A 24,954-nucleotide genomic window follows, 5' to 3' on the forward strand; every position below is an offset into this window, starting at 1 on the left:
TCATGAGTTTCTCGAACAAGGAACAGGGTCGTCATCACAGTGAAGTATTGCTACCCAAGGCGCGCGATATCGATGCGCTGGTGCGTGCCGAGCATCGCGATCCTTTTGCCATTCTCGGCCCCCACGGCGATGGCGCCGGCGGCCAATTCATCCGGGCTTATCTACCGGGCGCCTTGAGCGTGCAGGTGGTGGGCAAAGAGTCCGGGGACGAACTGGGCAACCTTGAAGCGACCCAGACCCCCGGGCTGTTCGTCGGGCATTTCGACCGGGCACAGCCGTATCTGTTGCGAACCCGCTGGGCCGGTGGCGAGCAAACTGCCGAAGATCCCTATAGTTTTGGCCCGTTGCTCGGCGAGATGGATTTGTACCTGTTCGCCGAGGGCAATCACCGTGATTTGAGCAGCGCCCTAGGCGCACAGTTGATGACCGTGGACGGTGTCGATGGCGTGCGGTTCGCCGTGTGGGCACCGAACGCCCGACGGGTGTCGGTAGTGGGTGATTTCAACGGCTGGGACGGTCGTCGTCACCCGATGCGCCTGCGCCACCCCACCGGTGTCTGGGAACTGTTCATTCCACGCCTGCAAGCGGGGGAGGCCTACAAATACGAGATCCTCGGCAAGGAGGGGATACTGCCACTCAAGGCCGACCCCATGGCGCTGGCCACCAGCCTGCCACCGGACACCGCCTCGAAAGTCGCCCCGCCGTTGAAGATCGACTGGCAGGATCAGGACTGGATGCAGTCCCGCGGCGAGCGCCAGCGAACGACAGCGCCGTTGTCGATCTACGAACTGCACGCCGGTTCCTGGCAATGCGAGCTGGACGACCTCGGCGAAGTGGCCCGTCAGTACACCTGGCCGGAGCTGGGTGAGCGGCTGATTCCATATGTGAAGGATCTGGGGTTCACCCACATCGAGCTGATGCCGATCATGGAACACCCGTTCGGTGGCTCCTGGGGGTATCAACTGCTTTCGCAATTCGCCACCAGCGCCCGCTACGGGACGGGCGACGAGTTTGCCGCCTTCGTCAATGACTGCCACCTGGCGGGAATCGGCGTGATCCTCGACTGGGTGCCGGCGCATTTCCCCACCGACACCCATGGCCTGGCCCAGTTCGACGGCACCGCGCTGTACGAGTACGGCAACCCTCAGGAAGGCTTCCACCAGGACTGGGACACCCTGATCTATAACCTCGGCCGCACCGAAGTGCACGGCTACATGCTGGCGTCGGCGCTGCACTGGCTCAAGCATTTCCACGTGGATGGCCTGCGGGTCGATGCGGTGGCGTCGATGTTGTACCGCGACTACTCGCGCAAGGCCGGCGAGTGGGTGCCCAATCGCCATGGCGGCCGGGAGAACCTCGAGGCCATCGACTTCCTGCGCCACCTCAATGACGTCGTGGCGCTGGAAGCCCCCGGGGCGCTGGTGATCGCCGAAGAGTCCACCGCCTGGCCCGGCGTCAGCCAGAGCACGCAACAGGGCGGCCTGGGCTTCGCCTATAAATGGAACATGGGCTGGATGCACGATTCGCTGCACTACATTCAGCAAGACCCGGTGTACCGAGCCCATCACCACAACGAATTGAGTTTCGGCCTGGTGTACGCCTGGTCGGAACGTTTCATCCTGCCGATTTCCCACGATGAAGTGGTGCACGGCAAGCACTCGCTGATCGACAAGATGCCCGGCGACCGCTGGCAGAAATTTGCCAACCTGCGGGCCTACCTGAGTTTCATGTGGACCCATCCGGGCAAGAAACTGTTGTTCATGGGCTGCGAGTTCGGCCAATGGCGCGAGTGGAACCACGACCAGCAACTCGACTGGTACTTGCTGCAGTACTCCGAGCACAAAGGTGTACAGAAGCTGGTGAGCGACCTCAATCGCCTGTATCGCGAGGTGCCGGCGCTGCACGAACAGGACGACGTGCCGCAAGGCTTCCAGTGGCTGATTGGCGACGATGCGATCAACAGTGTTTATGCCTGGATGCGCTGGAGCAAAGACGGCGAGCCAATACTGGTGGTGGCCAACTTCACGCCGGTGCCGCGTGAGGCTTATCGCGTCGGCGTGCCGTTTGCCGGGCAGTGGAGCGAGGTGTTCAACAGCGATTCGTCGATCTATGCCGGGTCTAACTATGGCAACAGCGGCGGGGCAACGGCCGAGGAAACGCCGAGCCATGGGCAGGCGTTGTCTCTGGTGCTGAATCTGCCGCCGTTGGCGGTGTTGATGTTGCGACCAGTGGGCTGATTCAAAGCCGCCTTCGCCGGCAAGTCTGATCATCAGACTTGCCCGCGAAGATCGGGGCCTGGAACCAGGTGCCCGCAATTATTTCACCAGCGCATCCGCACGCCCAGGCTGCCGATCAACCCATTCAAATCATTGTCATCCACATCACTGCTGTAGTCGGCGCTGACGTACAGGCTCACGGTCGGCGTCACCCTGGCCACCAATCCCAAGCCCAGTTCGACCGTCGAGGAGTTTCGGCTGCTGCTGATCTTGTCGACCTGGTCGAGGGTTACGGTATTGCCGGTGTACACCGTGTGCCACAAGTTGGTTCGCACATAGGGTTCGATGGGCAGGCCGTTGATGTCGTAGCTACCTTTCAACTTGGCACCGACCCGGCCGCTCCAGGAGGTGAGGTCGCTGGAGGAGGCATTGCCCGAACCCGCATAGGGCGTTTCCAGGGTGATCCGCTGATTGATCAATTGCGCCTGGGGTTCGACCACCCAGTTTTCACTGATGCCGATCGGGAACCCGCCTTCGACCGAGAGGGTCACCGCGCTGCCTTCGGTGATTTGTCGGGCGCCTTGTTCATTGCGACTGAAACCGTTGACGCGACCACCACTGGCTGACAGATCGACGTGCCAGCCTTGTGGGCCGGTCAGGCTCCAGTAGGCGCCGAGGCTCTGCCCTTGCAGGTTGAGGGTGTCGTTGTGCGGGTCCGATTGGGCGCGATTGGTCAGCAAACCGTTGCCGGTGCCGTGGAACTCGGCGGTGCCGCCGATCAGACCGACCCGTTGGGTGTGGCCGTTATTGCTTTGCAAGGTCAGGATCGCCGGGCTTTTCAGTTCGCCGGAGCCAGGAATGGAAAAACCCTGGGCCAGGGCGTCGGTTTGCGCCTGGCGTGAGGCCTGGCCATACAGTTGATCCCAGGCCCCGGGCGCGGCGTCTTCGACGGTCAGGCTTGAACTTCGCGTATCGGCAATCGGGTTGAAGTGGCCGGGATAGGTGGTGGCAGGTGCAGACAAGGTGAGCGCCGGGATGTCCTGGCGGTACCAGGGGGTTGTTTCTTCCTCGGCGGAGGAAGCCTGCACTTCCATGGATGAACATAACAACAGTGTGCTGGAAACAGTGCAAATACTAATCCGGATCTCTTGTGGGGTGAGTGAAGTTCTCATGGAGGTCTACCTTGCAATCGCATGCGGTATCTCGCTTTGGCGCCTCTCCTACCCCGAGTGAGGGGCGACCGAATGAATTAGGGCAAGCCGACTCCTGCCCGTTTTCACGGGTGGTTAACGGTTGGTCCTGATGGTGATTCCGGGGTAGTACCGTGAAGTCAAGAGGACCCCTGCCATTGCGTCAAGAAAATGGCCGATAAATGGTAGGGGTATTTCAGATCATATAAGTGACTGATTTACGACGCATACATAAGTACTTGTTTATTGGTAAAAACGTCAAAAAACTCGCGAGCTAGAGCCTTTGCTCAGACTTACCAGCTCAGCCTGATTCCCAGGTTGCCGGTCATTCCACGCAATGGGTTGCTGTCGATATTGCTGCTGTAATCCGCATTGGCGTACACGCTGACATCATGCGCAAGTGTCAGGATGGCGCCGATGCCGAGATCCGCCGATGAGGAGCGTTGTTCGGTTTTGATTTCGGTGCTGTCGTCAAATGTCACTGTGTCGGTTCCCGACGATGTGTGCCACAGGTTGACGCGCAAGTAAGGTTCCAGCGGCAGGCCGGCGACGTCGTAGCGCCCCTTGACCCTGGCGCCGAGGCGGCCGGTCCAGGCAGCGTCCGAATCGAACGACACCTTTGAAATACCGTCATCCTGACTCTTCAGGTCAACCTGTTGATGGATGACTTGTACCTGGGGTTCGAACACCCAATTGTGTGCCACTGCAACAGGGTAGCCAGCCTCGACCGAGAGGGTTGTGGCGTGGCCGTCGTTGTCGATTTTCAGGCCGCGGTCGGAGTGGCTGTCGCCGTTCAACCAGGTGTACATCGCCACGGTATCGACATACCAGCCCAGGGGATCGGTCAGGGTCCAGTAGAGCCCGAGGCTGTCGCCTTGCAACTCGATCTTGCCGGCGCGTTTGTCCTGGAAACCCTGGTTGAAGCCGTCGACATCACCCTTCAAGCGGCTATGGCCGACGAAGAAGCCGGTGCGCTGGGTTTGCCCATCGGCAGTCTGCGAGGCGAACAGATCGTTGCCCACCTGAAACCCGTTGAGCGAACCGTCGAGCCGTGGTGTGACGGTGCCGGCCCAGGTCTGGTCGAAGTTTTTCCCGTAGACCCGGCCCCAGCCTGCGCCAAAGGCTCCGGTTTCGTTCAGCAGGCGTTGATCACCCTGTCGATCATGGAAGGTGCCGAGCGCCGACAGGGCCAGCTGCGCGGCCGCGGGTGGCAACACCGACCAGACCGGGACTTCCTGACGGTACAGGGGAATCGGTGCGGCACCGGGTTCGGCGACTGGCAGTGGTGGCGAGCCGACGGCCGCTACCGGCGCCGCGAACGGCGCTGCGTCCGGGGGCACCGGAATTGGTGGCAAGGCTGGATTCGGGTTAGGCACTGAGACCGGTGCAACCAGAATCGGTGGCAAGGCTGGATCGGGGTTGGGCACCGCGACCGGTGCCACGAGAATCGGTGGTAAGGCTGGATCCGGGTTGGGCACCACGAGCGGTGGTACCAGAATGGGTGGCAAGGCAGGATCCGGGTTGGGCACCGCAACCAGTGGCGCGGCCACTACGGACGAGCGCAGGAACCAACTGTTGGTGCTGTCAGCGGTGACGCCGCCCTTGAACAAGTTGTAATTGAAGGCCCCAATCGACAGCGGTGTGCTAAGGGTAAAAGCACCGTTGTCGCTGGTTGCCGTGCCTTGGGCCTGTACCACCTGGATACCGTTCTGCTGGGTCAGGGCGCCAAGGCCACCAAGGTTAGTAACGGCAATCGAGGTGCTGCCGGTGATGGTTCCGTCGTTGATCACCAGTTTGTCACTGGGGGAGCTGTCATCGCCCAGGACGCTTTGCAACCATAGCTGGCCGCCGTTGCCCGCATAGTTGCCCTGTACCGTCAGGGTGTCGTTGGTGCGGGTATTGCCGCTGCCCAGGTCAATGATCCCGGCGTTGTTCAGCGTCGCGCGCTGGCCCGGGGTGAAAGGGGCGAGGCTGCCCTGGATCGAGGTCACGACACTGCTGCCGTCGATGTTGAACACGCCGCTGCCGCTGACGCTGTCACCCAGGACAAATTTGTCGTCGAAGTGAAATCGCGAGCCATTGCTCAGGTTGACGGTTTCCCAGTTTACGTAACGAGCGGTTCCGCTGGAGGTGGTGTGATCGAACCTCAGCAGATCGTTGCCGTTGTTACCATTGAGGATCGGGGTCTGGGCCAGGATGCTGTCATTGAGGTTGAGCAGGATTGCCAGGTCATCGCCATCTCCCATCAGGATCGCCGAACGGATGGTTCCGGCGCCCTCCCAGGTAAAAGTGTCATTGCCTGCACTGGCACGGATCTCGCCGACGACTTCGCCTCCGGTCACCGTAATGCTGTCGTTGCCGCCGCTGACACTGATGTTGCCACCAATCCTGCCACCGGAAATGTTGATGGTGTCAGTACCAAACCCGGTGACCAGATTGCCGAGGATCTGCCCGAAAACCAGATGGAACAGATTGTTATCGAGCTTCATGTCGACCCGGCCGATGCTGCCGCCGGTCATCTTGGCGGTGTCACCGTCCTCGAAGGCGCCAATGATCGTGCCTGCGTTCATCTCGAAAAAGTCGCGACTGTCGCCTTGGGCGAGCGACTGGATTGTCCCGCCATTCATGAGAAATCTATCGACGCCATTGCCCTGGTTCACCGCCCCGGTGACCTGACCGGCACTGATGCTGAAAGTGTCGTCACCGTCTCCCAGATTGACGATCCCGGTAATCAAGCCGGAATTCATGTCCAGGGTGTCATTGCCAACGCCGAACGTCACATTACCTGTAATCGTGCCGGTGCCATTGGCGGGAAAGGTCAGGGTGTTGTTTCCCGCCAGATCAGTCAGCGGCCCGCCGTTGCCACTGTTACACAGCTGGTTGTCGTTGCCGGCGGTGGGGGTAGGCGTACAAGCCGCCTGTGTCGGTAGGGACCAGCCCAGGCACAGCCAGATTGAAATGGCACAGGCGCTGCAACGGTAGTTGGGCAGTTTTTTGCAAAGGTTCATGCTCGTCTCCGCGTGGAATCGACACCCGATGTCTTGCAAGAAAGGCAAGGCATCAAGTGAATCGGCAGCGCGAGTTGCGAGACATCATCAGGAAGGCAATAACCCTTCAGGCAACGACGGCTACGGGGCCTGTCCGCACGAGTCAGTCGAACGGACGGGAGCACCGTAGCAGGTGTTTTTGGGTGTATCTACTGTCATAAGTGACAGGTGGATAGCAGATTTGACGCGTTACAGGTGCACTTCAACCGCCAAGGGCAAATGATCTGACAGGTGCGTCCAGGGCTTGTGGCCGAGGATTTTCGGATCGTGGCTACTGGCATTGCGCAGGTAGATCCGATCCAGGCGCAGCAGCGGGAAGCGCGCCGGGTAGGTTTTTGCCGGACGGCCATGGTGGCGTTCGAAGGCTTCGTGCAAATAGTCGCGGCGGGAGAGGGCGGCGTTGCCCTGCAACTGCCAATCGTTGAAGTCGCCGGCAATGATGACCGGCGCGTCATCAGGCAGGGATTCGAGCAACTGGCAAAGCAACTGCAACTGCAACTGGCGATGACTCTCCAGCAGACTCAGGTGCACGCAGATCGCATGGACCTCGGCGTGGCCCGGTACGTCCAGCACGCAATGCAAAAGCCCACGGCGCTCGGGGCCGGTAATGGAGACGTCGAGGTTGCGGTATTCGCGGATCGGGTATTTGGACAGCAGTGCGTTGCCGTGGTGACCGTCGGGGTAGACCGCATTTCGCCCGTAGGCGAAGTCGCTCCACATACTGTCGGCGAGGAACTCGTATTGCGAGGTTTGTGGCCAATCGTTGTAACGCGAAGAATGGCGCTCGTGTTCACCGACGACTTCCTGCAGGAACACCAGGTCCGCTGAGGTGCTGCGTACTGCATCGCGCAATTCCGGGAGGATGAAGCGCCGGTTGAGCGCGGTAAACCCTTTGTGGGTGTTGACTGTCAGCACGCGTAACCGGTGGATGGCCGGGGGGCTGTCCAACGGCACTGCTCCTGCTGCCTGCCGATTAGAGTCACTGCTCACTTTCACTCCTCTGAATTCGGGTTGCTTATGTATGCGACTGATTGGGGGGCGTGCAGTTCAGCGCGTTATGTCGTGATGCCAAAAAAACGTTCGAACGCGGCATTATCTGTAGCGATGGCGGCCTTGTAGCCGACCAGTCGCTCGCGGTTGTACCACGATCTACTGTAGGAGCTGGCTTGCCAGCGAAGGCGGCCTGACAGTCGACCAATCACTCGCGGCTGTACCCGATCTACTGTGGGAGCGAGCTTGCTCGCGAAGGCGGCCTGACAGCCGACCTATTATATTTTGACTGAGTACATATCAATTCCTGCGGTAACGGCCACCTATGGTTTCGCTTTTACAGCGAGTCACTTGGAAAAGCCCCAAGTAACCAAGGGCTCTTGCCCCTGGCGTTCGGTGCCTCGCTGTGGCTCGGCATGCCCTCGCTCCGGTCCTGCTCCGTGGGCCCGCCGCCATCGGCCATCCATGGCCGGCGGCGGCTAAACCGGCATCCATGCCGGTTTACCCACTGCGCAGAACCTCCACTCGGCCTCTCGATGTGGCAAGAAAATCAAAAGCCAGATCAAAAGCAAAAGCGAGGCGGCCTGATAGCCGACCTGATTGCAGGCTTGTCCGCGATCCCCTGTGGGAGCGAGCCTGCTCGCGAAAAACGTCCAGACAACGCGATCATCCAGACAGGGCGCGTTATCGTTGGCGACCATCGCGAGCAGGCTCGCTCCCACAGGGGATTGGGGGTATCTGCAAAAGTCAGGTCGGCTGTCAGGCCGCCTCGCTTTGGCTTTAGATTTGGGCGCCCCGTTAAACCACGATGGCCGAACGCAGGCATTGCGCAGTGGGTAAACCGGCAGGACGCCGGTTTAGCCGCGCTGGGCCAGGGATGGCCCATCGCGGCGACCCACGGAGCAATGCCGGAGAGAGGGCATGCCGAGCCTAAGCGAGGCACCGAGTGGTGGGGCAAAGCCTTTTGCTTACTTTTCGCTGGGCCGGCATTCCGGCGTTTGGAAAAGTGAGGCGCCGTAAGGGCGAAACCATAAGCGGCCGTTACCGCAGAAATGGATATGTACTCCGACAACCGCCTTGGTCTTTTCAGACAAACACAATCTCATAAGGCAAACGCATCCGCTCCAACAACACCCGCGGCAAACGTGGCGCTATCCCGATGGCCGGTTCACCGTCGAGTTGACTGGCATAGGCATGGGTAGCGTGGCTCTTGCGCGCCACTGTCCAGGTATCCAGGCGTACCTTGCGCGCCCGATGCCAGGGGATCAGAGCGCTATCGCGCGTTGGCCAGTGCCAGGCCCAGACCGGTATTTCAGTAAAGACGGCACCGGCGATGGTGGCGGCATTGGCGCTGGCGCGGCCGACAGCGTCATGGTCGCTGTTGCCATCTGCGCACCAGGTGCTGAACACCACATCGCCCGGCCGAAGATAACGAGCGATGAATTGCGTGAGCGCCTGTTCATGGTCCGCCAGGGTGTGGTCGGTGAAGCCGCCGCGTATCCATTTCAGGCTGTGCATCGGCAACCCGAGCCGGCGCAAGGCCTCGACACTTTCCTGGGAGCGATACACGCTCAGGCGTTTCTCCGACCACTGTTGGGACCCCGCATGGCTGGCGCTGCCGTCGGTCACCGAGATCAATTGCAAGGGGTGCCCCGTGGCGCTGAGCAACTGCAGCAGACCGCCGCAGGTCACCACTTCGTCGCCGGGATGTGGGGCGATCACCACGGCGCGGGCGCCTGGGGGGAGAAGGGACTGGGTTCCAATGACTGGGATATTGGCCAATTGCGGGGCGCTGTTCCAGATTTGTTCTGCAAAGCTGCTGTCACTGACGGACACAGATTTCATGGCGTTACGTCCTTGTTCCTTTCGCCTTCAGTCGTGCGCAACGCAAGCGCTGCAGCAGCCGTGAGGGCGGGGTTGTTAGCGAAGCGCGGCGCTCCGGACCCTGGACAGCCGCGCATCGAGTATTGCTCATGTATCGGTATTCGTCGCGCCGGATGTGCACCCTTGACACAAATTTTACATCGCGCCGGCCTCGCTGTTTTTACTCCTCTTCCTCACGTTGCAGTTCGAACAACAGCAACGAACGCCCGGTGACCGAGTACTCGCGACCGAAATCGAAGCGTTCCTGGCCGCGTATGGACGGTTGATTGGTGTCGACCAGGCACGTCCAGAAACCGCCGTCGGGTACCTCCGGCAGGTGGAAGTTGACGATATCGTGATGGGCGTTGACCACCAGCAACAGCGTGGCGTCCGCCCCTTTGCGGCGGATCCCGGTTTCCTGGGCGCGGCCGTCGAGCAACATACCCAGGCAGCGATTGTGTGCATCGTGCCAGTGCTTGGTGGTCATTTCGCGGCCATCCGGCGCCAGCCAGGTGACATCCTTGACGCCGATGTCCTCGTTGTAGTTGCCCACCAGGAAGCGCCCACGGCGCAGGATAGGATAGGTCAGGCGCAACTTGATCAGGCGCTTGACGAACTTGAGCAGGGCCTTGCCATCCTCGCTCAGGTCCCAGTTGACCCAGCCGATTTCGCTGTCCTGGCAATAGGCATTGTTGTTGCCCTCCTGTGTCCGGGCGAATTCATCGCCGGCCACCAGCATCGGCGTACCCTGGGCCAGCAGCAAGGTGGCAAAAAAATTGCGCATCTGTCGCTGGCGCAGTTCGTTGATTTGCGGGTCGTCGGTGGGGCCTTCGACACCATGGTTCCATGACAGGTTGTTGTTGCTGCCGTCCTGGTTGTTTTCGTCGTTGGCTTCGTTGTGCTTGTCGTTGTACGACACCAGGTCATTGAGGGTGAAGCCGTCGTGGGCGGTGATGAAGTTCAGCGATGAATAAGGCCGCCGACCACGCTGGTTGAACATCTCGCCGGAAGCGGTCATGCGACTGGCGAAGTCCGCCAGTTGGCCATCGTCGCCTTTCCAGAACGCGCGCACGGTGTCGCGAAACTTGTCGTTCCATTCCACCCAGCCCGGTGGAAAGCGCCCGACCTGATAACCGCCGGGCCCGCAATCCCAAGACTCGGAAATCAGCTTGGCCTGACGCAGTACCGGGTCCTGGCGGCAGGCCACGAGGAAACTGTGACGCTCGTCGAAACCGTCGTGATAACGCCCCAGAATGGTCGCCAGGTCGAAGCGGAAGCCGTCCACATGCATTTCCGAAGCCCAGTAGCGCAGGGAGTCGGTGACCATCTGCAACACGCACGGGTGGCTCAGGTCCAGGGTGTTGCCGGTGCCGGAGTCGTTGATGTAGAAGCGTTTGTCTTCAGGCATCAAGCGGTAGTAAGACGCGTTGTCGATGCCGCGCATGGACAGGGTCGGGCCTTGTTCGTTGCCCTCGGCGGTGTGGTTGTAGACCACGTCGAGGATCACTTCCAGGTTGGCTTCGTGCAGGTGCGCGACCATTTCCTTGAACTCGGCGATCTTGCCGCTGGCCAGGTAGCGCGGGTCGGGGGCGAAGAACGCAATGCTGTTGTAGCCCCAGTAATTGGTCATGCCTTTGTGCAGCAGGTGCTGGTCGTTGACAAAGGCGTGGATCGGCAACAGCTCGACGGTCGACACGCCCAGCTTGCGGATGTGCTCCAGCACTTCGTCGACCATCAGCCCGGCAAAGGTCCCTCGCACGTTTTCGGGAACCGCGGGGTGACGCATGCTGAAGCCGCGCACGTGGGTTTCATAGATGATCGTTTTGTCCCATGGCACGCTGACCCGATGATCGTGGCCCCAGGTGTGCGCCGGATCGATCACCTTGCATTTGGGCACGAAGGGTGCGCTGTCGCGTTTGTCGAAACTGAGGTCGGCGTCGGGGTGGCCGATGGTGTAGCCGAACAGGGCCTCCGACCATTTCAACCGACCGACCAATTGTTTGGCGTAGGGGTCGATCAACAGCTTGTTGGGGTTGAAGCGATGGCCGTTGGCCGGGTCGTACGGGCCGTACACGCGATAGCCGTAGATCAGCCCCGGATGGGCGTCGGGCAGGTAGCCGTGGTAAATCTCGTCGGTGTATTCCGGCAGTTCGATGCGTTCGAGTTCCACTTCGCCGGCATCATCGAAAATGCACAGTTCGACCCGGGTGGCGTTGGCCGAGAACAAGGCGAAATTGACCCCCAGACCATCCCAGGTCGCACCCAGAGGAAAGGGCAGGCCTTCACGGATGCGCGAGGGTTCGGCATGGGGAGGCGGCGTGTCTTTCTTGGGTCGGGTCATAATTGCTCCTGCAACAAGGGATACAAATACGCCGCAACCTGTGGGAGCGAGCTTGCTCGCGATGGCGGCGTGTCAGGCATTACATGTATTGAATGGTGATCCGTCATCGCGAGCAAGCTCGCTCCCACAGGTGATTTTACGGATGAACGCCTCCCCATTGGCGAGATGACTCGCCACGAAGTGATTCAGGACCACGGTAGAAAAGCTTAGACCGCAGGCGGTTTTCGCGCTGCGCGAGGTTTTTTCTCGGCGGTTTTTTCCCCGGGCGGTATCACCGCAGAGGCGGCAGCCGGCTTGGCTTTGGCCTTGGGTTTTGGAGCCGCGGCCTTGCCATTGAGCTTGCTTTCGCCGCCTTTACTCACGGCTGGTTTACTCGCCGGCGCTTTTGCCGGCTTTTTCGGCGCCAGGGCTTCGGCTTCAGCCAGTTTGCGTGCCATCTCCCAGTGCCGTGCTTCCTGGCCCTCTGGCTTGCCTTCAGATTCCCAGATCTGATAGGCAAACTCGCGGATGCGTTTATCGTCGTTGCTCATCGCATTGCTCCTGAACTGAACTCAAGTGTGGGTAGTTTGGATAAAGAGATTGACCGGGAAATCCCCCAGCGCGGCGCTGATCATCAGCTCCCTGTTTTTTGTGACTGTGACGCTGGAAAAAAGTCCCTTCAGAGTTTCGCCGGCGATTGTGAACGGCAAACTGATCCGGGTATCGCCCCACTGCGGCGCGTCCACCTGAGGCACGGCACTGTTTTCCAGCAGTGTCGAACAGCGGATCGGCACGATGATGATGGCGCGTTTCCCCTCCCATTCGCGAACAAATCCCAGCACCCGATTGGCCTGACTGCCAATGACTTCCAGGGGCTGGTAAGTCCCGCGTCGAAACAACTCGGCGTGCTCGGCACGCCTGTTTAAAGTCTGCGCAATCAAGGCTTGCTTGATGCGCCCGTTGTGCCAGTGCTGCAACAGATCGGGCAAATCCAACGTTTGTTGCAAGGCCTGTTGGCGGCTGGCGTAATCCACCGGCCGGCGGTTGTCCGGATCGACCAGCGTGAAGTCCCAGAACTCGTTGCCCTGATAGAGGTCCGGCACTCCCGGTACGGTCATGCGCAGCAAGGTTTGCGCCAATCCGTTGAGGGCGCCAGGCAAGGCAATCGTCCGAGCTACCTTGCCCAGGGCGGTGCGCAGCAGATCGCCTTCCGGGCTCAGCAGCAGGCGCCTGGTAAAACTTTCGCTGGCTTGTTCGTACACTTCGTTTGGCGTGCTCCAGCTGCTCTGCAGCTTGGCTTCGCGCAGGGCTTTGCGTTGCCATTGGCAAATGCGTTGCGCGTAGTCCTCCAGGGCCGGTTGATCGTCGGCGCGCAGGTCCAGCGGCCAGCTGCCCAGGAGTGCCTGATAGAGAATCAACTCATCGCCGGCCGACGGCATCTGATCGTCGTCGCGCAGGGGGCGGGCGAGGGCGCGCCAAAGGCCGATCTGTTCGACGTACCATTTACTGTGTTCACTCAAGACTGCCAGGCGCGCGCGCGTATCCTCGCCACGTTTGTGATCGTGGGTCGCGGTGGCGAGCAGGTTGTCAGGAAACAGTTCCAGGCGCTTGAGGCAAGCCGCATGAAAATCGGCCACCGGGGCACTGAATTGCTCGGTGCTGAAGCCGACGTCATTGCGCGACAGCAACACCGCCGAGCGATAGAACGCAGTGTCTTCCACGGCCTTCGCTGCGGCAGGTGAAGTCAGCTGTTGAAAGCGCACGCAGGCATGCTTGAGCCGTTTGCGCAGGCGGCCAGCCGGGCGTTTTCGCCAGGCCTCGCCACCCAGCCAACCGGCCAGGCAATCGAGCACTGGCCAGTCGGCTTCGCCAAGGGTTTGTCGGGCGCCTTCCATGGCTTGCTGGAAAAACACCTCGTCCTGGGTCGAACGACCAAGGGCGCCGATGTAGGTGCGATACACCGAGAAATGCACAATCAGTTCCTGCAACGCTCTACGGATCGCACCCAGCGTCAAGTCGCGGGTCATCAGGTCATCCCGGGCCACTTGCAACAAAGCCTGGGCCACACTTTCGAAATCCCCGGCGAGCGAACCATTGAGAATCTGCTGGCGCGCCAGTTGTGCTTCCTGACGGAAGTCAGCCGGGCGATCGCTGTACCGGTGCCAGAGTTCGCCCAAGGTCTGTTGACCGTCGGGATCGTGTTGCAGCAACGACAACTGGTTCATGAATTCGTAGCCAGTGGTGCCATCCACCGACCAGTCGCAGTGCAAGGTTTCGCCTTCGCCAAGGATTTTTTCCACATAGATCGGCAGGTGCCGGCCCGGTGCCAGGCTGTCGACGCGCCGCCGCAGTTTGCGGCAGTAGCCCCGTGGGTCGGCGAGGCCGTCGATGTGATCGATGCGCAACCCGTCGACCAGCCCTTGCGCCACCAACTGGAAAATCTTCGCGTGGGTCGCCTCGAACACCGCTGGACGCTCCACGCGCAAACCACCCAGCTCGTTGATATCGAAAAAACGCCGCCAGTTGATGTCGTCCGCGGCGGTGCGCCAACTGGCGAGGCGGTAACTCTGGCGTTCCAGTAAGTTGTGCAAGCGTTGAAAACCTTCGCTGCTCAGCGAGTCGTAGGCTTGCAGATTTTGTTCAATGTCTTGCAGCATCGCGGGATCGCTGGCCAGTTCGCGCAACTCCTCTTTTAACGCAATGGCCAGGTTGTGGGCATCGGTCTGATAGCTCAAGGTGCTGAACCGGTCTGCCAGTAATTTCAGCGGCTCGGCATCTGCCTTCAGCAGCTCGCCGTAATGGCTGGGGCATATCGGAAAGTGATGATCGTAATGCTCGACATGGAACGCGCCGCGCTGGGCATTGAAACGCAGGGCCAGGGTGCCGTCCTGCAAGGCGATGCCGTAGTCGCTGCCCAGGAACGGCAACAGCAACTGGCCTTCCATCAACGGGTCGGGCGAGTGCCACTGAATATCGAAGAACTCGCCGTATGGACTCAGGCGTCCCCACTCCAGCAGGTCCAGCCACCAGGGATTGTCGTTACCGCCGACCGCCATGTGGTTGGAGACGATGTCGAGGATCAACCCCATGTTCTGATCGCGCAGCGCGCTGACCAAGCGGCGCAACGCCGATTCACCGCCCAGTTCCGGGTTTACGGTGGTCGGGTCCACCACGTCATAGCCGTGAATGGATCCGGCGCGGGCGCTCAGCAGCGGCGAGGCGTAGACATGGCTGATGCCGAGACGGGCGAAGTAGGGCACCAGCGGCACGGCATTGTCGAGGGTGAAGCCTTTATGAAATTGCAGTCGTAGTGTGGCCCGTAGCGGTTGAACAGTGACTTGCTTCATTGGTCACGCTCGGCCGCCTGCAGTCGCGCGCAGGCGAGCAGTTCCAGGCGCCGGGCGGCGTCCGGGCCATCGAGCAAGGCTTCGCTGTTACCGGGCAAACGACGGGACCAGTTGGGGTGGGTATCGATGGTGCCGGGCAGGTTGGCCTGCTGTTCGATACCCAGCGCATCTTCCAGCGGCAGCAGCACCAGCGGCGCGCGGGTGTGGCCGAGGAAGCGCACACTGGCGTCGAGCACCTGATCGGTTTCATGGGACTCTTCGCGAAAGTTCTGCGGGTCCTGGCTCAAGGTCCGGCGCAGGCCTTCGCGCTCGCGCTCGCGATGCTGGCGCCACTCGATTTCAGCACTGGCATCGATCAGGCCGAGGCGGGCGTTCCAGTCGATATCGCGGCCATGCCACCAGCCATTGAGGGTGGGCAGGTCGTGGGTACTGGTGGTGGCCAGGGCATTGTCCGGCCAGTCGAGGATCGGTTTGAAGTGAGTGTTGTCCTGTTCGAACAGCAACACTCGCATACCGAGGATCGAGCGGGCGCTGAGTTTTTCCCGCAGACCGTCCGGCACCGTGCCCAGGTCTTCGCCGAGGACGATGGCCTGGTGGCGATGGGACTCAAGGCTCAGCAGGCGCAGCAAGTCGTCAAGCGGGTAATACAAATAAGCGCCATCGGCAGGCGGTGCGCCATTGGGGATCACCCACAAGCGTTGCAGGCCCATGACATGGTCGATCCGCAGGCCACCGGCGTGGGCGAAGTTGGCGCGGAGCATTTCGATGAAAGCGCGGAAGCCATTTCGTACCAGGCCCTCGGGGGAAAATGCGGAAATCCCCCAACCCTGACCGGTGCGGTTGAGAATGTCCGGTGGCGCGCCGACGGTGAGGGAAGCGAGCAATTCATCCTGGCGACTCCAGGCCTGGCTGCCACCGCCATCGGCACCGACCGCCAGGTCGGCAATCAGGCCAATGCCCATGCCGCTGCTGCGGGCGGCAGTTTGCGCGCGCTCCAGGCAACGGGTAATCAGCCACTGGCAGAAGGCGAAGAAGCCGATGCGTCCGGCGTTCTCTTCGGCGAATTCGGCCAGGGCGGCGCTGCGCGGGTTGCGCCACTGCTCCGGCCATTCACGCCAATCGAGGCTTTCGCCTTGGGCGGCGCGGGTTTCTTGAATGGCTTCGAAGCGGCAATGATTTTCCAGCGCTTCGCCCCCGGCATGGCGAAAGCTGCTGAAGTCGGCGTGCAGCGGATGTTCGCCCTGCACGAAGCCTTCGTACAGCGCCTGTAACAGCCGATGCTTGGCTTCAGCGGCGGCCGGCCAGTCGATCAATGGCAGCTCTTCCAGGCGTTTGAGTTCGGCGGCCAGGCCAGTGGCATCGACAGCAGTGCGCATCGCGCGCTCACCGAGAATCGCCCCCGGCGCGCAATACAGGCTGTTGAGAAACAAACGGCTGGAGGGTGAATACGGGCTGTAGCGACGGGTGTCATTGGCGAACATTGCATGCAGCGGACTGATCGCCAGTGCTTCGGCGCCGCGTTCTCCCGCCACTCGGGCCAGGTCTTCCAGCGCCTGGGTGTCGCCAAAACCGCCATCGCCGGCACGGCGCAAGGCGTACAGTTGCACGCTCAGGCCCCAGGTGCGCGGGATCGGGCTGTCCACCGCATCGCCCACGCTGTAGCAGCGGGCGGGGGCCACGGCCAGGGTAAAGCTTTGTCCATCGATGTCGACGTGTTGGTAACCGACCGGAATCAGACCCGGCAGAACGGCCTCGGCATCCAGTTTGAGACTGAGTTGCGAGCCATCTTCGAGATGGATCTCGCAGGGTGTCAGCGGCTCGAAAAAGTGCGCCAGGTTGAGACCGACGCCGAAATCGGCGGTGATCAGCGGCGGCAGGTGGCGGGTTTGCTGTACCTGTTGCAATTCGAGCAGGCTGGCGTCGATTTCCTGGGCGCTGCCGGCGGGGTGGCCGAGTCCGGTGAGGACGTTGCGCAGCACCGAAGGCGCGACTTTTTGCGGGCGACCATTGGCATCGATCCAGTCGACCGCCAGGCCGGCGCGGCTGGCGAGGATTTCCAGTTGCGCATCACTCATTGGCGCTCTCCATCAAGGGGTAGCAAAGGGGCCGCGGCCGTGAGGCTGACAAGCGCGCAATACGGGGGCAAGGTGCCTTGATCCAGCTGTTGGCCAGACCCGGACGGGTGTTCGAACAGTAAAGACGCATTGACCGGCGGCGTGTGGCCTACCGGCGTACCGCTGAGGTTGAGGTCGATGCGCAATTGGCTGCCATCGCCAAGGCGCCATGTCGCGCTGACCGCGCCGTCGCCCAGCACCTCGGCATTCAACGCCTGGGTGCCGGGCAAGTGCGGGATGATGTGCCGGTGACGGATCTGCAACAGTTGGCGATAGAGGTCATGGACCGCCGAAGCCCCGGTGGCTGTGAGGGTAGGGCGGGACGCTTCGAAGGTCTGAGGTGCGTTGGGATCGGGAATCTGTTCGCGTTTATCCGGGTCGGCAAACGCGCTGAACGCGGCAAATTCATTGCGCCGTCCTTCGCGCACCAACCGTGCCAGTTCGCCGTGGTGGCTGGTGAAGAACAGGAACGGTTGCTCGGCGGCGAACTCGTCGCCCATGAACATCAGGGGGATCATCGGCGACAGCAGCAACAGCGCCGTCGCCGCTTTCAATGCGTCGGGGTTGGCCAGTTGATGCAGACGCTCGCCAAAGGCGCGGTTGCCAATCTGGTCGTGATTCTGCAAAAACAGCACGAACGCGCTGGGTGGTAAATGCCCGCTAGGCTCGCCGCGCGATTCGCCATGGCGGTTGAGGTGGCCCTGGAACACAAAGCCCTGGCTCAGGCAGCGGGCCAATTGTTCGGTGGGATTTTTTGCATAGTCGGCGTAATAGGCATCGGTCTCGCCGGTCAGCAGCACGTGCAAGGCGTTATGGCCGTCATCGTTCCACTGCGCGTCAAAGCCCTGTTCGAGCAGGCTGGCCTGGTTATGTTCGTTTTCCACCATCAGCCACACATGACGTAATGGATCGGTCTGCTCGCGCACCCGCTGGGCCAGTTCCTGGAGAAAATCCGGGTCTTCGATGGCATGCACCGCGTCCAGGCGCAAGCCGTCAAAACGGTACTCCAGCAACCACATCAAGGCGTTGTCGATGAAGAAGTCGCGCACTTCGCGTCGACGGAAATCGATGGCCGCTCCCCAAGGCGTATGCCGGTCTTCGCGGAAGAATCCCTTGGCGTAGCGATGCAGGTAATTGCCATCCGGCCCGAAGTGGTTGTAGACCACGTCGAGAATCACCGCCAGGCCAAGGCCATGGGCGGTGTCGATCAGGTGCTTGAGTTGTTCGGGAGAACCATAGGAGGCCTGGGGTGCATAGAGCAGCACCCCGTCGTAGCCCCAATTGCGCTCGCCGGGGAACTGCGCGATCGGCATCAACTCGATCGCGGTAACCCCAAGCTCCACCAGATGCGCCAGGTGTTTTTCGACCGCAAGGAAGCCGCCGAGGGCACCGACGTGCAGCTCGTAGATCACCGCTTCGTTCCACGGGCGTCCCAGCCAGGTGCTGTGTCGCCATTGGTAGGCCAACGGGTCGACCACCACGCTGTGCTGGTCAATGTCCCCGGCCTGGGCGCGGGAGGCCGGGTCGGGCACCTCCAGTTCGCCATCGATGTTGTAGCGGTATCGCGTACCCGCCGGGCAGCGGGTGTTGATCACGAACCAGCCGTCGGCCTGAGGCAGCAACGGCAAGGACTGTCCATTTTCCAGTTCGACACTGACGTAGAACGCATCGGGTGCCCACAACGCGAATCGCGTGTTTTGCGGGTCCAGTTTGATTGCGCCGTGGGGCCAGGTCTCAAGGGTCCGTAACGGCATTTCAAAAGCCTCTCACTGTTTGTGCGATTTCCCCAAAGCTTTGGCCACAAGCTGCTCGTAGAGTTCGGCGTAGGGTTCGACCGCCTTGCACCAGTTGAACGGTGCCGCCATGGCGCGGCAGCGCATGGCGTGCAGCAGGTCGGGGAAGGCGAAGACCTTGAACGCGCGGCTCAGGGCTTGCTGATAGCTTTCCACCGTGGATTCATCGAACAGGAAGCCGGTCACGCCGTCTTCAATGGTGTCCGCCAGACCACCGGTATTGCGCGCCACTGGCAACGAGCCAAAGCGCTGGGCGTACATCTGACTCAAGCCGCAAGGTTCATAGCGCGACGGCATCAACAGGAAATCGCTGCCGGCAAACATCCGCCGGGCATCGGTTTCGTTGAAGCCGATGCGCACACCGATCTGCCCAGGGAAACGCAGGGCCAGTTCGCGCATGGCCTGCTCTTCTTCCGGCTCGCCACGGCCGATGATTGCGATCTGGCCGCCGGATTTGACGATGTATTCGGAGACCGCTTCGGTCAGGTCCAGGCCTTTTTGATAAACCAGGCGCGAGACCACGGCGAATAGCGGACCTTCGCTGTCATGCAGGCCAAACAACTGGCGTACATGCGCGGCGTTGACCGCCTTGCCGTCCCAGTCGCCGATTTTGAAGGGGCAGAACAGGTGCGGGTCGGTGGCCGCATCCCAGCTTTCGTCGATGCCATTGGGAATGCCGCTGAGCAGGCCTTGCTGGGTCTTGGCGGCGAGAAAGCCGTCGAGACCGCAGCCGAAGTCCGGGGTGGTGATTTCCTGGGCGTAGGTCGCGCTGACCGTGGTGATGTGGCTCGAATAGGCCATGCCGGCCTTGAGGAACGACATCTTGCCGTAGAACTCCATGCCTTCCTGTTGCAGGGCGTGCTGGGGAATGCCCAGCTCGGGGCAGGACCCCAGGCTCGTCACGCCCTGGTACGCAAGGTTATGGATGGTGAACAGGGTCGGCGTGCGCTGCCCGCGCCAGTGCATATAGGCAGGGGCCAGGCCAGCCGGCCAGTCATGGGCGTGCACCAGGTCCGGGCACCAGTGGATTTGTGCGAGGTTGGCGGCGATATCGGCGGCCGCCAGACCCAGGCGGGCGAAACGAATATGGTTGTCCGGCCAGTCGCGGCCGTTGTTGGCGCCATAGGGCGAACCTTCGCGCTCGTAGAGCTCAGGGCAGATCAACACATAAATGACCAGACCGTCAGGCATGTCCATGCGCCCGATCTTGCACGGCGGGAGCGCCGCGTGACCCCCGAGTTCACCGACGATGTGAATCGGATTTTCACTGTGCATCACCTGCGGATAACCAGGGATCAGAACCCGCACATCGTGCAGATGCGCCATGGCCCGTGGTAGCGCGGCGGAAACGTCGCCCAGGCCACCGGTTTTCACAAGGTCAGCAATCTCGGAGGTGACGAACAACACTTTCTTCTTGTTGGGATTCTGACTAGCCACCGGTACCAGCGTCCGGGTACCGGTAACGCTGATCGGTTGAGCACTGGGAGCAGTCACGGCGCTCGATTCGCCGACCTGTTGATGAGCCAGCTCTCCCTGAACATCCAAAGCCGCACTAATCATATGAATCTCCCGTGTTGTTGATCTAATTCTTAGGTCTGGCAAACGGTGTTTCTTGGCCAATGGCTGTGGCCGGCGCAAAAGCGCTATGCATCGGCGAGCAAGCGCTCCCCAAATGCACTGAAGCAGAATGGGTGAATTAACCATTGCAAGGATTGCACCAGTCGCAACGCCCCTACCTTTAACTCGACCGGCCCCGTGGAGCAAAAGTTTCGACTTTTTTTCCACTTTGTGACCGACCGGTCTCCCCCGCGAAAATCAGTCTAGGCCAGAACTTAGAGCGGTAAAGCCCTGATGGCAAAATTGTTCGACAATCGGTTCATTTAGGTACGAACGTGCCGGATATCGGTGCGAATGCACCGACGAAGTGCAGGTTTTTATGCGTTTTGGCCCCGTTACGTCACTTGGCAGTCATATGAATGTGCGTAGCGTTGCTGAACTTTTGCACTGTTGTGGTGCGTTCGTACAGGTCCCGCTTTTGGCCGAACCACTGCCTTACCGCCTGCCTGGCTGCCTTGTTATAGTTCGGGCTTCTTTTTTTGCCCGGTAAAGGATCACTAGCATGTCTCAGTACACAGCGTTCAGCGTCGAACTGGTGGATAAGATCGCCCATGTGCAGATCAATCGCCCAGAGAAAATCAACTCGATGAACGCTGCCTTCTGGACTGAGATCATCGAGATCTTCCAGTGGATCGACGACACCGACGAAGTTCGGGTGGTGGTGCTCAGTGGCGCAGGAAAGCATTTCTCCTCCGGCATCGACCTGATGATGCTGGCCGGCGTGGCCAATGAACTGGGCAAGGACGTAGGGCGCAATGCGCGCTTGCTGCGCCGCAAGATCCTCAATCTGCAGGCTTCCTTCAATGCGGTCGACAAATGCCGCAAGCCGGTGCTCGCGGCCATCCAGGGTTATTGCCTGGGCGGCGCCATCGACCTGATCGCCGCTTGTGACATGCGCTACGCCGCCGAAGACGCACAATTCTCGATCAAGGAAATCGATATTGGCATGGCCGCCGACGTCGGTACGCTGCAACGCTTGCCGCGGATCATCGGGGACGGCATGCTGCGTGAACTGGCTTACACTGGTCGCACTTTCGGCGCCGAAGAAGCACGGGGCATGGGTCTGGTCAATCGTGTCTACAGCGATACCGCCAGCCTGCTCGACGGCGTCATGAGCATTGCCCGCGAGATTGCGAGCAAGTCGCCGATTGCCATTACTGGCACCAAGGAGATGATCAGCTACATGCGCGATCATCGCATCGACGACGGCCTGGAATACGTCGCCACCTGGAACGCCGCCATGCTGCAATCCACCGATCTGCGCGTGGCCATGGCAGCCCATATGAGCAAACAGAAACCCGAATTTCTGGATTGATTGAAAAATGACTTCACGCTGGACCACGGCAGTACTGGACACCGACCAGCCCGGCGGCTGGGCGGTAGCGCGCAGCCCCGAAGGCTTTTTGTTCGACGACAACGGCGCACTGTTCCCGCGCGAATGGCTCAAGCGCCAGGACTTGTCGATACTTGCCGAGCATGGCATCGGCCACCTCGATGGCGAGCCGGTGTACCTGCTGGAGTTGCGCAGTCACAGCGAAGTACCGGGCTGCAACTGGAAAGGCTTGCGCGCGTTCATGCTCGAAGGTGATCACACGGTGTTCAAGGTCCTGGGCTACGCCGCGCAGATCGGCACCTGGGCCCGTGAGCACCGTTTTTGCGGCAACTGCGGCCAGGCCATGACCCAGGTGCCGCGCGAGCGGGCGATGTATTGCCAGCCGTGTGATTTGCGCAGCTATCCGCGGATTTCGCCGAGCATGATCGTGCTGGTGACCCGTGGCGATGAAGTGCTGCTGGCGCGCTCGCCACGCTTTGTCGCCGGGGTCTACAGCACGTTGGCGGGGTTTGCCGAACCTGGCGAATCGGCGGAGGATTGCCTGATTCGCGAGGTGCGCGAAGAAGTGCAGATCGAAGTGAAGAACATCCAGTACCTGGGCAGCCAGTGCTGGCCGTTCCCGCACTCGATGATGCTCGGCTTCCATGCCGAATACGCCGGTGGCGAAATCGTCTGCCAGGAAGACGAGATCGAAGACGCCCAGTGGTTCAACGTCCATGCTCTGCCACCGTTGCCGGCCTCACGTTCGATCGCCCGTTACCTGATCGACGTCTACGTGGCGCGGCGCTTAGGCCACGCTGAACCAGTGTTGCCAGGCTAACCGGACGGTCAGGCCCAGTACCCCGGTGATGAATACCGGCCGAATGAACTTCGCGCCGCCGCTGATGGCGGTGCGAGCGCCGAAGAACGCCCCGACCATCACCGACAGGCCCATGCTCAGGCCGATGATCCAGTCCACTTGCCCGGAAAACACGAACACCGACAGCGCCGCAATGTTGCTGACGAAGTTCATGCTGCGCGCCACGCCGCTGGCCTTCACCAAATCGATCGGGTACATCAGCAGGCTGCTGACGGTCCAGAACGCACCGGTGCCGGGACCGGCCACGCCATCGTAGAAACCGAGGCTGAAGCCCTGGGTCGATTGCCACTTTTTCCTGATCGGTGCGTCGCTGTCCAGCGGCGCTTTCGGCGTGCCACCGAACAACAGATAGAGGCCACAGGCAAACACGATCACCGGCAGCATCTTGTTCAACCATTCGGCTGGCAGGTAGTGAGCGACCACCGCACCGGTCAGCGCGCCGACCAGGGTGCCGACGATGGCGTGTGTCCACTGTCTGGGGTGGAACAACTTGCGGCGGTAAAAGGTGAAGCTGGCAGTGGCCGAGCCGAAGGTCGAACTGAGTTTGTTGGTGCCTAGCACCAGGTGCGGCGGCAGGCCGGCGGTCAGCAAGGCCGGGGTGGTCAACAGACCGCCGCCGCCGGCGATGGCGTCGATGAAACCGGCAATGAAAGCGACAATGGCCAGGATGGCCAGGGTAGTGAGGTCAACGCTGAGTTCGAAAGGCATGGAATCGGCTTAATCGGCGGGGGGCAGCAAGGGCTGCGGGGAAGGGCCGGTATCTTACCTTTATCCAACTTCTGCGGCGACTGGTCTGGTTCCCTTGTAGGAGCCAGGCTTGCCGGCGAACCAGGCGCCTCGGTGTATCTGTTGCACCGCGTTATCGTTCTTCGCCGGCAAGCCTGGCTCCTACAAGTTCACGCGCTACATCATTTGCGCTCGGGCCCGTTACCGATCTGCCACACAAACGGCGGCTCAGTCCGGTTGATTTCCCAATCCCCGACAATCCGCGCCTTGTAGATCACCGGATTATGCGAAGACACGGTACGCGCATTGCGCCAATGCCGATCCAGAGCCTTGCCCTGACGAATATCCGAAGCCCCCAGCGCATTGAACAACTGCGTAGTCGCCCGCTGGATCAGCTCCGTGACCACCACCTGCGCTTTCGCCGATTCAATTTCCGCCGCGACATTTGCCGCGTGCTCCCTTTGTTCATCGCCGGCGAAACGCGCCAGATAAGCCTGTTGTGCCGGGTGCGCAGCTCGCAGCGTGCTGGCCTCGGCGGCATACACCCACGCGGCAATATCGCCGACCACTTGCTGGACCTGCGCGTCCTCGCTGACTCGCTGAGCATTGCCATGGCTGTAGATGCGTTGGCGTTCGCGCACATGCCGAGACACATCGCGCAACGCCGCACGGCCGATTCCCGCCAGGGTTGCCAGCAAGACCAGCTGATAAAACGCGGTCTGGTATTTAAAGCGAGTGGCGAAGTCGATGACGTTTTGCGCGTCCACCTCGGCGTCGACAAAGCGTGACGTGCCGCTGCCCGTGGTGCGCTGGCCGAACCCGTCCCAGTCGTCGCTCTGCACGATCCCGGGCTGGCGCGTGCGCACCGCGGCAATCACGTCGCCACCGGTGTCGCTGCGCTGGGCGTAGACATCGATCCAGTCGGAAAACAGGCTACCAGTGCTGTAGAACTTCTCGCCGTTAAGCCGCCATTGCTCGCCGTGGGGCGACACTTTGGTGACGACGTCGCCAATCGCCACGTTGCCGATTTCGGTCCAGGCGCAACCGACGATGTCACCTTCGACGAAGCGTTTGAACCAGATGTCCCGGGCCGGGCCGGGTGGGGAACTGAGGCGATCCTCGGCAAAGGCGAAGTGACCGCGCAACGCCTGGGGTATGTTCGAGTCGGCCTCGGCCAGTTCGATCAGCAGTTCAAACAGCTGCGGCAGCGAGGCGCCGTCACCGCCGTATTCAACGGGCACCCGCACAGCGCCAAATCCGGCGCCCTTGAGCCATTGGATCGGCTCATACGGTAGGGTGCGCGACAGCTCGCGTTCGAGGGCACCTTCGGCGATTCGCTGGAAAATCGGGCGGTACCTGGCGGCCAGCGTTTCGTAGTCAGTGCCAATTGACAGCGGGTTGAATACCTGGTGTTCGGTCATGGAACAGCTCCTTGGCTGGGTAGATGAAAACGTTGTTAGTGCAAGGGGCGATTGCACAGTCCATGCCGTAGGGAAGCAGCCAGGATTTGCGGGAGCGTTTGGATATCGATTAGGCTTG

The 24,954-nt window shown here is 61.0% G+C and carries 15 protein-coding genes; 3 read left to right on the forward strand and 12 right to left on the reverse strand.

What is annotated here, in order from left to right:
• Positions 1-2 precede the first annotated feature (2 nt).
• On the forward strand, positions 3-2,237 hold the full coding sequence (glgB, locus tag ACA054_RS14040; protein WP_497689922.1) for a 1,4-alpha-glucan branching protein GlgB: 2,235 nt from the start codon (positions 3-5) through the stop codon (positions 2,235-2,237).
• 83 nt (positions 2,238-2,320) lie between these two features.
• Here the strand turns inward: glgB and ACA054_RS14045 are convergent, their stop codons facing one another.
• The 10 genes from ACA054_RS14045 to glgA form a co-directional block, all read right to left on the reverse strand.
• Complete coding sequence (locus ACA054_RS14045) at positions 2,321-3,388, reverse strand: autotransporter domain-containing protein (RefSeq protein WP_497689923.1); 1,068 nt, start codon at positions 3,386-3,388, stop codon at positions 2,321-2,323.
• A gap of 311 nt (positions 3,389-3,699) precedes the next feature.
• Positions 3,700-6,414: an autotransporter family protein gene (locus tag ACA054_RS14050; protein WP_497689924.1), complete on the reverse strand. Its 2,715-nt coding sequence runs from the start codon at positions 6,412-6,414 to the stop codon at positions 3,700-3,702.
• A 228-nt stretch (positions 6,415-6,642) separates the two neighbouring features.
• Positions 6,643-7,443, reverse strand: a complete 801-nt coding sequence (locus tag ACA054_RS14055; RefSeq protein ID WP_497689925.1) for an endonuclease/exonuclease/phosphatase family protein — start codon at positions 7,441-7,443, stop codon at positions 6,643-6,645.
• Between the two features lie 1,086 nt (positions 7,444-8,529).
• Entirely contained in the window at positions 8,530-9,288 is a 759-nt protein-coding gene (locus ACA054_RS14060; protein WP_497689926.1) for a PIG-L deacetylase family protein, read from the reverse strand.
• A 199-nt stretch (positions 9,289-9,487) separates the two neighbouring features.
• Positions 9,488-11,647, reverse strand: coding sequence for a glycogen debranching protein GlgX (glgX, locus tag ACA054_RS14065; RefSeq protein WP_497689927.1), 2,160 nt, complete (start codon positions 11,645-11,647; stop codon positions 9,488-9,490).
• Positions 11,648-11,853: 206 nt separating this feature from the next.
• Positions 11,854-12,177 carry a DUF2934 domain-containing protein gene (locus tag ACA054_RS14070; RefSeq protein ID WP_497689928.1) on the reverse strand — a complete coding sequence of 108 codons (324 nt, stop codon included), beginning with the start codon at positions 12,175-12,177 and terminating at the stop codon, positions 11,854-11,856.
• Positions 12,178-12,198: 21 nt separating this feature from the next.
• Entirely contained in the window at positions 12,199-14,973 is a 2,775-nt protein-coding gene (locus ACA054_RS14075) for a malto-oligosyltrehalose synthase (protein WP_497689929.1), read from the reverse strand.
• Entirely contained in the window at positions 14,970-17,048 is a 2,079-nt protein-coding gene (gene malQ, locus ACA054_RS14080; RefSeq protein ID WP_497689930.1) for a 4-alpha-glucanotransferase, read from the reverse strand. The genes ACA054_RS14075 and malQ overlap by 4 nt, the downstream gene beginning before the upstream one ends.
• On the reverse strand, positions 17,045-18,841 hold the full coding sequence (gene treZ / locus ACA054_RS14085; RefSeq protein WP_497689931.1) for a malto-oligosyltrehalose trehalohydrolase: 1,797 nt from the start codon (positions 18,839-18,841) through the stop codon (positions 17,045-17,047). Before treZ ends, malQ begins: the two co-directional genes overlap by 4 nt.
• A gap of 12 nt (positions 18,842-18,853) precedes the next feature.
• A complete protein-coding gene (gene glgA, locus ACA054_RS14090) occupies positions 18,854-20,440 on the reverse strand; it encodes a glycogen synthase GlgA (RefSeq protein ID WP_497689932.1) in 1,587 nt (528 codons plus the stop codon).
• Between the two features lie 559 nt (positions 20,441-20,999).
• Here glgA and ACA054_RS14095 point away from each other — a divergent pair.
• Together ACA054_RS14095 and nudC are read left to right on the forward strand one after the other, a co-directional pair.
• On the forward strand, positions 21,000-21,812 hold the full coding sequence (locus tag ACA054_RS14095) for a crotonase/enoyl-CoA hydratase family protein (protein WP_497689933.1): 813 nt from the start codon (positions 21,000-21,002) through the stop codon (positions 21,810-21,812).
• Between the two features lie 7 nt (positions 21,813-21,819).
• Positions 21,820-22,650, forward strand: coding sequence for an NAD(+) diphosphatase (nudC, locus tag ACA054_RS14100; protein ID WP_497689934.1), 831 nt, complete (start codon positions 21,820-21,822; stop codon positions 22,648-22,650).
• Here nudC and ACA054_RS14105 read toward each other — a convergent pair.
• Both ACA054_RS14105 and ACA054_RS14110 read right to left on the reverse strand, forming a co-directional pair.
• On the reverse strand, positions 22,618-23,397 hold the full coding sequence (locus ACA054_RS14105; RefSeq protein ID WP_497689935.1) for a TSUP family transporter: 780 nt from the start codon (positions 23,395-23,397) through the stop codon (positions 22,618-22,620). The genes nudC and ACA054_RS14105 overlap by 33 nt on opposite strands.
• 200 nt (positions 23,398-23,597) lie before the next feature.
• A complete protein-coding gene (locus tag ACA054_RS14110) occupies positions 23,598-24,836 on the reverse strand; it encodes an acyl-CoA dehydrogenase family protein (protein WP_497689936.1) in 1,239 nt (412 codons plus the stop codon).
• Between the last annotated feature and the right edge of the window lie 118 nt (positions 24,837-24,954).

Source organism: Pseudomonas sp. LBUM1653, from assembly GCF_059716115.1.